This window comes from Mesorhizobium sp. M7A.F.Ca.CA.001.10.2.1, assembly GCF_003998575.1.
Lineage (GTDB): Bacteria > Pseudomonadota > Alphaproteobacteria > Rhizobiales > Rhizobiaceae > Mesorhizobium.
This window is the reverse complement of the sequence record NZ_RZQY01000140.1, coordinates 1-11,034: the sequence shown is the minus strand read 5'-3', so window position 1 is coordinate 11,034 and position 11,034 is coordinate 1. Positions and strand designations below refer to the sequence as shown.

Sequence of the window (11,034 nt, the reverse complement as noted above, 5' to 3'; positions counted from 1 at the left end):
GTCGCTGGCGCCGCCATCGCGGCGCGGCAGGGTGATGGGCGTGTTCAACACGCTAATGGGCGCCGGCTACGCCGCCGGACCATTCGCGCTGACCCTGCTCGGTACGTCGGGCTGGGCGCCCTTCATGGTCGGCGTCGCCGGTTTCGCGCTCTGCGCGGTGATCCTGCACGCGGTCTCGTCTAAGCTGACCGGTTTCGAGGATGACGACCAGCCTGCCAGCGGCCTTGTCGGCTTTGCCAAGGTGGCGCCGGCGCTGCTGCTTGCCGTGCTTGTCTCGGCGGCGGTCCAGCAGAGCACCTATGCGCTGGTCCCGGTCTTCGGCGCCAGCTACGGCTTGGCGGAAGCCGTTCTGGCCTCGCTGGTGATGGCGCTTTCCCTCGGCAACATCCTGCTGCAGATACCACTCGGCCTTCTGGCGGAGCGTTTTGGCGGCCGCGCCATGATCATCGTCTGCGCGCTGGCAACAACCGTTTGCGCGCTTTTGCTGCCTTTGCTGATCACAACGCCGTTGATCTGGGTCGTGCTGCTGGTGATGGGCGCGGTCGGTTACGGCGTCTACACCATGGCATTGGTCGAACTCGGCAGCCGGTTCAAGGGCTCTGTGCTGGTCGCCGGCAACGCTGCCTTTGCACTGATGTGGGGCGTCGGTGGCATCGTCGGCCCACCCGGTGCCGGCGTGCTCATGCAAGGCATCGGCCCGCTCGGGCTGCCGGTCGTGATCGCCGGCCTCGACGCGGTGCTGGTGATGTTCGCGCTGTATCGGTCGTCCGTGCGCCGAGCTTCCTGACGAGCCCAACCTCCTGACCGGCCCAACTTCCTGACAGGCCCAACTTCCTGACAGGCCCAACCTCCTGACAGGCATTGTCTGGAGCAAGCGGTTTTCGCCTCCCAGGGGCTTACCACCACGTTGCTCAATCGCTAATCCTGCAGCCTCGATAGCGGTGCGCACAATGAATTTGGTTGAATCGAACAAGGACGAGACGATGCAGTGGGCGGCGATCACCGGTGTGATCGCGACCGTCTCGGTGTTCGCCATCGCGCAAGGGTTGTCCTATCCGCTGCTGAGTTTCATCCTGCAGCGCCAGGGCGTTTCGCCAGCGATGATCGGCCTGTCGGCGGCCATGACGCCGATTGGTTTCATCCTGTCGTCGCCATTGATCCCGGCGCTGGCCCGCCGGTTCGGGGCAGGGCGCACAGCGCTTACCTGTGCGGCGCTTTCGGCTGTCGTGCTGGCGCTGATCGGCTGGACGCAGAATGTCTATCTGTGGTTTCCCCTGCGCTTCCTGATCGGTGTGGTGACCAACCCGCTCTATGTGCTGAGCGAGATCTGGGTCATCGCGCTGGCGCCGCCGGCGCGGCGAGGGCGCGTCATGGGTGTCTATTCGACGATCATCTCGGCCGGTTTCGCGGCCGGGCCGCTATGCCTGCTTGCAGTCGGCACTGAGGGCTGGCCGCCCTTCCTCGTCGGCATCTCCGCCTTCGTGCTGTGCGGCATCTGCCTGGGCTTGGTGCTGCCGCGCTTGCCCAAGGTCGACGAGGCCGGGCATCAAGTTTCCGTCCTGGGTTTCGTGCCGCTGGCGTGGCTGCTTTTGTTTGCCGTCATAGTCGCCGCCGGTTTCGAACAGGGCGCGCTGGCGCTGCTGCCTGTCTATGGCACCCATCACGGCATTACCGAAACCCGCATGTCGGCGCTGCTGTCGGTGATGATTGCCGGCAATATCGCCATGCAGGTGCCGCTAGGCCTGCTGGCGGAAAGGCTTTCCGCGCGCCTGGTGCGGCTTGCCTGCGTCGCGATCACGGTGCTCGGCTGCGTCCTGCTTCCGCTTCTCATCGAGTCGCCGCTGATCTGGCCAATGATCTTTGTCTGGGGTGCGGTTTCCTACGGCATCTACACGATGTCGATCATCGAGCTCGGCGAACGCTTCACCGGCTCCGCACTGGTTGCCGGCAATGCGGCCTTTTCCTTGATGTGGGGCGTCGGCGGTATCGCCGTGCCGCCGCTGGCGGGCGGCGCCATGGATATTCTGGGTGCCGGCGGGCTGCCGATCACGCTTGGGCTGCTGTGCCTGGCGCTGGCTATTGCTAGCCTCGCTGGTGGGCGGAAAGCCTCAATTGTGCGCTGAGCATAGTGAATATCGATACGGCCTATCCGCGTTGGCTTTTTCAAAGCAACGCGTTTATCGGAGACCTCATGACCAAGCCTTCCACCCAGACGCCGAATTCCACCCTCTCGACCGACGATCCCTTTCTCTGGCTGGAGGACAGGACAGCCATACAGTCATTGGACTGGGTACATCGCCAGAACGAGATCACGGTTGGTGAATTGCAGGGCGATCCGTCCTACCAGGCGTCGTTCCAGACCGCGCTCGACCTGATGACGGCCGAGGACAACATTGCGGTCGGCGCTGCGTTGAAAGGCCATGTCTACAATTTCTGGCAGGACAAGACCAATGTGCTCGGCCTCTGGCGCCGCACGACGGTCGCTTCCTACAAGACCGAGAAACCCGACTGGGAAACAATCGTCGACTTCGACCAGCTTGCGGCGAAGGAGGGGATCAAATGGGTGTTCAGCGGCGCCAGCCGGCTCTATCCGGACTTCAACCTTTGCCTTGTCTCGATGTCGCCGGATGGCGGTGACGCGAGCGAGATGCGCGAGTTCGACATTGCGACCAAGTCGTTTGTCCACGGTGGGTTTCGCGCGCCCGCTTCCAAGTCGGGCTTCAGCTGGCTGGATAAGGACACCGTGATTGTTTCCGCCGCTTTCGACGAGGCCGACAAGACCGAGTCCGGCTATCCGCGAGTCATAAAGCTGTGGAAGCGCGATACCAAGCTGGAAGACGCGACGCCGATCTTCGAGGCGCAGAAAGAGGATCTCGCCGTTGGTGCCGCTGTCGAGTACGACGGTGACAGACGCTATCTGGTCCTGGCTCGAACGCTGAATTTCTTCGCTTCGCACATCTTCCTTCGGCTGCCTTCCGGCGAAAACAAACAGCTGCCGCTACCGGACGACATGACCGATACGGCAATATTCAGGGATCAGCTCGTGTTCGGCGTGCGCAGTCCATGGACGTCGCCCGACGGCACGGTTTGCAAGCCCGACGGCCTCTATTCGCTGGATCTGGCGCACTGGGTCGAGACCGGCGCGCTCGGATCTGTCGAAACCTTGTTCGAGCCGGCATATCGCGTTTCCATCGCCGGCATGGCCCGCACGCAGGACCGGCTGTTCATCAGCCTGATGGACAATGTGCGCGGCAAGGTCGTCGTCTGCGAGCGCAAGGATGGCAACTGGTCGCTGAAACCGGTGGCGCTGCCCGAAAATGGCAATGTCGGCATCAGCCATGCCGAGCAGTTCGGCTCGACCGTGTCCTTTTCCTTCACCGATTTCCTGACCCCGAGTGCGATCATCTGGTCTGACGACAATGGCGAGACGCTCGCTACCGTGAAGTCGCAGCCGGCGCGTTTCGATGCCTCGCCGCTCATCTCGGAACAGTTCGAGGCGCGCTCCAAGGACGGCACGATGATCCCTTATTTTGTCGTCAGGCGGCGCGATCAGAAGGGGCCGGTGCCGACGCTGCTTTACGGCTATGGCGGTTTCGAAGTGCCGCTGCTGCCCGGCTATGCCGGCGTGCGCGGGAGGCTATGGCTGGAAAAGGGCAATGCCTATGTGCAGGCCTGCATCCGCGGCGGCGGCGAGTTCGGCCCGGCCTGGCATCAAGCGGCGCTCAAGGGCAATCGCCAAAACGGATTCGACGATTTCGCAGCGGTCGCGCAGGACGTCGTCAAGCGCGGCATCGCGACAGCAAGCTCACTCGGCATCCAGGGTGGTTCGAATGGCGGCTTGCTGACCGGCGTTTCCTTGACGCAGCATCCCGAGCTATTCGGCGCCGTCATCATCGAGGTGCCGCTGCTCGACATGCTGCGTTACGCCGAATTGCCGCCTGGCGCCTCGTGGATGGCCGAATATGGCGATCCGTCGAAACCCGAAGACGCGAAATGGCTTTCAGCCTACTCGCCCTACCAGCATGTCGACGCCGCTGCCGCCTATCCGCCGGTGCTGCTGACCACATCGACCGCTGACGATCGGGTCCATCCCGGCCATGCGCGTAAGATGGCCGCCCGCCTGCAGGAAGCCGGCCATGCCAGGACGCTGTTCTTCGAGGAGACCGAGGGTGGTCATGGCGGGCGTGGCGACCGCCGGCCGCAGGCGGCGCAGACGGCGATGAAATATGTCTTCCTGCAGAGGGCGCTGACAGCCAAGGCCTAGACTCATTCCGTTATGGGCCAAGCAAAGGGTGGTTCTCCTCGACCAGCCTTTGCTCTAAGGTGCCAGCCATGGCTCTCGTCAGGATGTTGGTTGGCGCATTTGAGGCTCGCGCATTGCGGGTCGCGGTGACGCCGTCACCGCGTACGCTGCGCGCCGAGCTTTTGCGGCTGTGCGCCCGCATCGGCTATTCGCCACCTCTCTGCCTCTGAAGCATTCGCCCCGGCTTGCCGGATAGAATCCAGAGGGAAGATCAGACATGACCTATCAGAATTATTCGCTGAAGCAGCTTCAGCAGATCGACGCCGCGCATCATCTGCATCCGTTCACCGACCACAAGGAAATGCGCGGGGCCGGGTCGCGCATCATCACCCATGCCAATGGCCCTTTTATCTACGATTCCGAGGGGGCTGAAATCCTCGATGGCATGGCCGGGCTGTGGTGCGTCAACATCGGCTATGGCCGTGACGAGCTGGCCGAGGCCGCCTATGCCCAGATGAAGGAACTGCCTTATTACAACTCCTTCTTCAAATGCTCGACGCCGACGCCAGTGCTGCTGTCCAAGAAGCTGGCGGAGATCGCGCCAAAGCACGTCAACCAGGTGTTCTATGGTTCGTCGGGCTCGGAGGCCAACGACACGGCACTGCGTCTCGTGCGCCACTATTGGGTGCTGGAAGGCCAGCCGGAGAAGAACCGCATCATCTCGCGCAAGATGGCCTATCACGGCTCGACCGTTGCCGGCACCTCGCTCGGCGGCATGGATGGTATGCACAAGCAGCTCAACGGTGCGGTGCCCAACATCGTCCATGTGATGATGCCCTACGCCTATGAACTGGCGCTGCCGGGAGAGAGCGACCATGATTTCGGCCTGCGCGCGGCCGGGGCTGTCGAGGAGGCGATCCTCGAAGCCGGCGCCGACAAGGTTGCCGCCTTTATCGGCGAGCCGGTCATGGGGGCCGGTGGCGTGAAGATACCGCCGGCGAGCTACTGGCCGGAAGTGCAGCGCATCTGCCGCAAATACGATGTCCTGCTGATGCTGGACGAGGTCATCACCGGCTATGGCCGCACCGGCGAGTGGTTCGCTGCCCAGACGCTCGGTATCGAGCCCGATACGATCACCACCGCCAAGGCTCTGACCTCGGGCTATCAGCCGCTGTCGGCATTGCTGGTCGGCGACCGCATCGCCTCGACGCTGGTCGAGAAGGGCGGCGAGTTCAATCACGGCTACACCTATTCCGGCCACCCGGTGGCCTGCGCCGTGGCGCTGAAGAACCTCGAGATCATCGAGCGCGAAGGGCTGGTCGACCGCGTCCGGAACGACACCGGCCCTTACTTCGCCAAGGCGTTGCAGGAGCGCATCGCCGGACATGATCTGGTCGGCGAGGTGCGTTCGATCGGACTGATGGGCGCGATCGAGATCGTCAAGGACAAGGCGACCAAGGAGCGGTTCCTGCCGGCTGGAAGTGCGGCGGTAACCGTGCGGGATCATGCCATCGCGCACGGCATGATGCTGCGCGCCACCGGTGACACGATGATCCTGTCGCCGCCGTTGATCTGGACCCGTGATACGATCGATATGGCCTGCGATCGCATCTCGAAGGCGTTGGATCTGGCGCAAGCCGACCTGCGCAAGCGGTAGAACTCGACCCCTCGGCTGGGCGCTCCTCGGCGGGAGCGCCCAGCCTTGAGGCCATGCTGACGCGGGGAGCGAACGAATTCCACTACAAGCGCGTAGTGTGTGGGGCTGCGGCTGATTCGGCCGCGACAAGGGGTTTTGTTTCCATGAGAAAGACCGGCAAGAGCCGACGGACGCAAGAAGCGGCCAGCATCGGCGGCGACCTGATGCTGGCGCCGCTGGTGGCGATGATGCGGCTGCCGTTGATGGCCATGGATGGCGGGAGCAGTCAGCCATGGAGCACGGAGACCGCGCGTGCGGTAAACGAGAAGACCGCCGCTATGGCCGAAGGCGTGTTTGCGGCGCAAATGTCCTTCCTGCAATCGGCATCGCGGTTCTGGCCGGAAATCTTTTCCGGCCGCACGCCATCGCTGTTCAACGGGGTCGCGGCGGAGCGCTCGATCAGCGCCGCGCTGAAGCCGGCAAGCCGTGCCGTGAAAGCGAATTTTCGCCGGCTATCCAACAAGACCTGACAGAAGTTGCAGAACTTTGATTTTGCGCATTGACGGGCTCATGCGCTAGAATCAGTCGGTACGTCACCGATGGGGGACACGATGGCCGGACAACCGCTCAACCAGCCGGCTGAAATTCCAGCCGAACTCGACCGCTGGAACTGGGGCGCTTTCTTCCTCAACTGGATCTGGGGCATCGGCAACAGCACTTTCATCGCGTTACTGGCGCTGATCCCTGTCGTCAACATCATCATGATCATCGTGCTGGGCGCACGCGGCAGCCGCTGGGCCTGGCAGAACCGCGCCTGGCGCGACGCGGAACAGTTTCGCAAGACGCAACGCAACTGGGCAATCGCCGGCCTTGCCGTCTGGGTTGTCGGGATTGGCGGCTGCGCGACGATGGTGGGCAGCATTCCCTACGTCCTGAAAGGCAGCGATGCCTACCACATGACGATGGACAGGCTTCGCGCCGACGACCGCGTCAAGGCGGCGTTGGGTGATGATTTGACCGACAGTTTCTGGGTCGGCGGCCATCTCAACGTCAATGCGAATGGGGCCGGCGACGCCCAGTTCGGCATTCCGGTCCACGGCGCCAAGGGCAAGGGCACGGCCTACTCGACCGCTGTCCGGACAGCCGGCACATGGAGCCTGCGCCTGCTGGTCGTCAGGGTCGAAGGAGCCGACGCGCCGATCGTGCTGATCAACGAAGATCATGTCCCGATCCCGAATGCTGCAATCGGAATATAGCAGGGCAAAACGCAAAGAAGCAGCCTAAACGCGGGCGCGAAGGCTGACAGTTCGGCCGGCTTTGTGGCCCAACAGTCGGGTGACCACTGCTGCGTTCCAGACAAGGAAATATGCTGAAAAGCCGGATGCTGTCTGACAGTATGCGCATGCGTTCATGTGGACCGGTGGCAATTTCATACAAGGGCACGCGCATATGGTGAGTTCCTTTCGTGCGGTCGTGGTCGGTGGCGGCTGTGTGGGTGCAGGCATTCTCTACGGCCTGGCAAAGCGCGGCTGGACCGATGTGGCATTGCTGGAGCGAACGCAGCTTACGGCCGGGTCGACATGGCATGCCGCGGGGCTCATCCCTTCTTACGCGCGCAGCCGCAATGTCGGCCGCATGATCGCCAGGTCGATCGAAATCTATGAGGGGCTGGAGGCGGAGACGGGCCAGAACGTCGGCTGGCACAAATGCGGCCAGCTGCGCATTGCCAACACGCGCGACAGGCTGGACGAGTACAGAAGCTACATGGACGTTGCCGAGGTCCAGGGTGTGCGGGCCCGGATCGTATCGCCCGCGGAAGCGCGAGAAATCTGGCCGCTGCTCGACAACAACAGCATGCTGGGTGCCCTTTATCATCCCGATGACGGCCACATTGCACCCGCCGATGTCACCCAGGCCATGGCCAAGGGTGCACGCGACCGTGGCGCGAAGATCCATCTCGATACCGAGGTTGTGGGCTTCGAACGCATGCCGAGCGGCGAGTGGAGGGTCAAGACCTCACGCGGCGAGATCGTCTGTGAACATGTCATCCTTGCAACAGGCAATTACGCCCGCCAGACCGGCGCCATGCTTGGCCTGGACATTCCCGCGATCCCGATCCTGCATCAGTACTGGATCACCGAGGCGGTCCCCGAAATTGTGGAACGCAAGCGGCTTGGTCTTCCGGAAATGCCGATCCTCAGGGACGAGGGTTACGAGGGCTATCTGCGCGAAGAAGGCGACGGGCTGATGTTCGGTCCCTACGAGCGCACCGAGCAGCTCAAGCTGTTCGCTGAAAACGGCGTCCCGGAATGGTTCGGCGCCGATCTGCTCGATGAGGATTTCGATGCCGTGTCCTGGAACTGGGAACGTGCGACCGAACTGGTCCCCGCGCTCGGACGCGCCGGCATCAAGCGGAATGTGCGAGGACCTTTCCAGATGACGGCCGATGAACTGCCGCTGATGGGACAGGCGTGGGGTCTGGAGAATGTCTGGCTCGCCGAAGGGGTGCCGGGAGGCATCCTTTGGGGCGGTGCGATTGGCTATTACCTCTCCGAACGGATCGTGGAGGGCGGCAACAGCATCGACACGACGGAGCTGGATCCCCGTCGGTTCGGCCACTATGCAAACAAAAACTGGACCCGGGCAAAGGTCCGGGAAGCCTGGGGCACCCACGCCGCACAGCACTATCCTGGCCAGGACATGCCGGCGGCGCGACCGCAGAAAACGGCCCCGTCCTATGATCGCCTAAGCCAGCTCGGCGCGGTGTGGGACGTGTTGAACGGCTGGGAGATGCCGAGCTGGTTTGCGCCTGCCGGTGTCGAAGCGCGCAATGTCTACAGCTGGCGCTGGACCCCCAAAGGGAACCACGTCGCCGCGGAGGTTCAGGCTGTCCGCCAGGCCGTTGGGCTGGTCGAGATGACTCCCATGACCAAGTTCGAGGTTAGCGGGCCGGGCGCCAAGGACTGGCTCGACGGAATCCTGGCCAACAGGCTGCCTCGTCCCGGTCGCGTAGCTCTTGCCCATCACCTGACGCCGGCCGGCTGCGTGCAGGCCGAATATGTGGTGGCGCGGCTGCAGAGCGAGCTGTTCTATCTCATATCGACGCCGCGCGCCGAGCGCTGGAACCTTGACGATCTCAGCCGGCTGTTGCCGAAGGACGGCAGCGTGCATCTGCGCAACGTCACGGAGGATCGCGGCAGCTTCACGGTGGTGGGGCCGAAGGCGCGCGACATATTGCAGCCGCTGACGGAGATCGACCTCTCCAATGAAGCCTTTCCATGGTTCAGCGTGCAGTCCGGCACCGTCGGCATGGCCAGCGACGTACGGCTCCTGCGCGTCAACTATTCGGGCGAACTGGGATGGGAACTCTATCATCCTCTCTGCTATCAGCGGCATTTGCTGGATGCGCTCCTGGCATCGGGAGAGGCACACGGGCTGAGGCTGGCCGGACTTCAAGCGCTGGAATCGCTTCGTCTCGATAAATCCTACCGCGCCATGTATCGCGACATGAACCCCGAATTGTCAGCCTGGGAAAGCGGCCTCGACCGATTCATCAGCCTCGACAAAGGGGACTTCATCGGCCGCGCGGCACTGGTCGCAAAACAGAAGCAGGTGACACGCCGGATCGCCACGTTGTCGATCGATACGGATGGTGCGAGCGCGTTCGCCTTCGAGGGCGTTTACCGCGAAGGCGAGCTCGTCGGCCACATCACCTCGGCGGGCTACTCCTACACTTTCGGTCACGACATCGCACTTGCGCTGTTGCCCCTGGCACTTGTGTCGCCCGGCACCGAGCTCGAGGTGTCCATCCTCGGCGAGCGCCGCGCGGCCAAGGTGATCGCCGACTCGCCCTATGATCCGGAAGGCGCCCGCGGGCGCATGTGAGGCATCCCGGAGTACAGTTCCGGGTTATCGATGTCTCAAAACGTGCTGCAGGGCAAAATGCAAAAACCGCGCTCCATCAGGAACGCGGCTTTGCCAGATACGCATGGCGCTTCGCTACGCAAACACTTTGCGAAACTTATGGCACTTGTCGAAACTTACGGGCTCCGGTACGCGAGACCTGATCCGGAGCGCCGGGCGGATGAGATATGTCCGCCTCGCAGTCCGTTTTATAGGGACATCGTTACCGCGGAGTTATCGAGAGCTTAAGCAAATCTAAATTTGCACTTTTTCCACCCAAGGAAACCGGAAAAATCCGGGGGTTACGCTGGGTTACCCCTGAGAAAATTAATTATGCCGGAGAAATCGACCCCGCCATGTCCCTGGGCGTTGAACAAGGCATAGAGCTGGGCTGCTTCGGCACCAAGCGGCGTTACAGCACCCGCACCATGCGCGGCTTCCTGGGACAATTTCAGGTCTTTCAGCATCAGTGCCGCTGCAAATCCTGGGTTGTAGTCCCTGTTTGCGGGCGAAGTCGGCACCGGCCCGGGCACCGGGCAGTAGGTGGTCAAGGACCAGCACTGGCCGGAGGAGGTCGAGGCGACGTCGAACAGCGCCTGGTGTGACAGGCCGAGCTTTTCCGCCAGCACGAAGGCTTCGGCGACACCGATCATCGAAATGCCGAGGATCATGTTGTTGCAGATCTTTGCCGCCTGGCCGGCGCCGTCGCCGCCGCAATGGACGATGCGACCGGCCATCGGCTTCAGGATCGGCTCGGCAGTTGCAAAGGCGTCATCGGAGCCTCCGGCCATGAAGGTCAGCGTGCCGGCCGCGGCACCGCCGGTGCCGCCCGAGACCGGTGCATCGATCGACGACAGCCCGTGCTTCCTGGCGACGGCATGGGCCTTGCGGGCTGACTCGACGTCGATGGTCGAGGAATCGATGAATAGTGCGCCCTTTTTCGCCTTGAGCGCTATGTCCTCATAGACCGACAGCACATGCTTGCCCGCAGGCAACATGGTGATCACCACGTCGGCATCCTTCACCGCGGCCAAGGCATTCGCCATGATCGTCACGCCTTGTTCTTTGGCGACGTTGAGGTTCTCCGGCACAAGGTCGAAACCATTCACCGCATGCCCCGCCTTGACCAGGTTGGCGGCCATCGGATTGCCCATGTTCCCTAGGCCGATGAAGGCGATCGTCATAGTGGTGCTCCGTGATTTGGGCTAACAGTAGGCAGTAGGCAGTAGGCAGTAGGCAGTAGGCAGTAGGC

9 protein-coding genes are annotated in these 11,034 nt (G+C 62.8%); 8 read left to right on the top strand and 1 reads right to left on the bottom strand.

Annotated elements, in window-relative coordinates; all coding sequences use genetic code 11:
• The 8 genes from EN964_RS12030 to EN964_RS11995 all read left to right on the top strand — a co-directional run.
• On the top strand, positions 1-787 hold a 787-nt coding region (locus EN964_RS12030; RefSeq protein ID WP_127276392.1), incomplete at its 5' end, for an MFS transporter.
• A 163-nt stretch (positions 788-950) separates the two neighbouring features.
• A complete protein-coding gene (locus EN964_RS12025; protein ID WP_127268231.1) occupies positions 951-2,123 on the top strand; it encodes an MFS transporter in 1,173 nt (390 codons plus the stop codon).
• 68 nt (positions 2,124-2,191) lie between these two features.
• Complete coding sequence (locus EN964_RS12020) at positions 2,192-4,264, top strand: prolyl oligopeptidase family protein (protein WP_127268232.1); 2,073 nt, start codon at positions 2,192-2,194, stop codon at positions 4,262-4,264.
• A 68-nt stretch (positions 4,265-4,332) separates the two neighbouring features.
• On the top strand, positions 4,333-4,473 hold the full coding sequence (locus EN964_RS12015) for a capsid protein (RefSeq protein WP_127268233.1): 141 nt from the start codon (positions 4,333-4,335) through the stop codon (positions 4,471-4,473).
• A 47-nt stretch (positions 4,474-4,520) separates the two neighbouring features.
• On the top strand, positions 4,521-5,900 hold the full coding sequence (locus tag EN964_RS12010) for an aspartate aminotransferase family protein (protein ID WP_127268234.1): 1,380 nt from the start codon (positions 4,521-4,523) through the stop codon (positions 5,898-5,900).
• Between the two features lie 143 nt (positions 5,901-6,043).
• Positions 6,044-6,409, top strand: a complete 366-nt coding sequence (locus EN964_RS12005) for a hypothetical protein (protein WP_127268235.1) — start codon at positions 6,044-6,046, stop codon at positions 6,407-6,409.
• A gap of 81 nt (positions 6,410-6,490) precedes the next feature.
• Complete coding sequence (locus EN964_RS12000; RefSeq protein ID WP_127271457.1) at positions 6,491-7,135, top strand: cytochrome c oxidase assembly factor Coa1 family protein; 645 nt, start codon at positions 6,491-6,493, stop codon at positions 7,133-7,135.
• A 193-nt stretch (positions 7,136-7,328) separates the two neighbouring features.
• Positions 7,329-9,764: an FAD-dependent oxidoreductase gene (locus EN964_RS11995; RefSeq protein ID WP_127269793.1), complete on the top strand. Its 2,436-nt coding sequence runs from the start codon at positions 7,329-7,331 to the stop codon at positions 9,762-9,764.
• Positions 9,765-10,084: 320 nt separating this feature from the next.
• On the opposite strand, the gene mmsB is transcribed toward EN964_RS11995, so the two are convergent.
• Positions 10,085-10,966 carry a 3-hydroxyisobutyrate dehydrogenase gene (mmsB, locus tag EN964_RS11990; RefSeq protein ID WP_127269795.1) on the bottom strand — a complete coding sequence of 294 codons (882 nt, stop codon included), beginning with the start codon at positions 10,964-10,966 and terminating at the stop codon, positions 10,085-10,087.
• Between the last annotated feature and the right edge of the window lie 68 nt (positions 10,967-11,034).

Coding starts and splice junctions, on each gene's coding strand:
- EN964_RS12010 (WP_127268234.1), top strand. CDS start 4,521: ATGACCTATCAGAATTATTCGCTGAAGCAGCTTCAGCAGATCGACGCC.
- EN964_RS12000 (WP_127271457.1), top strand. CDS start 6,491: ATGGCCGGACAACCGCTCAACCAGCCGGCTGAAATTCCAGCCGAACTC.
- EN964_RS12005 (WP_127268235.1), top strand. CDS start 6,044: ATGAGAAAGACCGGCAAGAGCCGACGGACGCAAGAAGCGGCCAGCATC.
- EN964_RS12025 (WP_127268231.1), top strand. CDS start 951: ATGAATTTGGTTGAATCGAACAAGGACGAGACGATGCAGTGGGCGGCG.
- EN964_RS12020 (WP_127268232.1), top strand. CDS start 2,192: ATGACCAAGCCTTCCACCCAGACGCCGAATTCCACCCTCTCGACCGAC.
- mmsB (WP_127269795.1), bottom strand. CDS start 10,966: ATGACGATCGCCTTCATCGGCCTAGGGAACATGGGCAATCCGATGGCC.
- EN964_RS12015 (WP_127268233.1), top strand. CDS start 4,333: ATGGCTCTCGTCAGGATGTTGGTTGGCGCATTTGAGGCTCGCGCATTG.
- EN964_RS11995 (WP_127269793.1), top strand. CDS start 7,329: ATGGTGAGTTCCTTTCGTGCGGTCGTGGTCGGTGGCGGCTGTGTGGGT.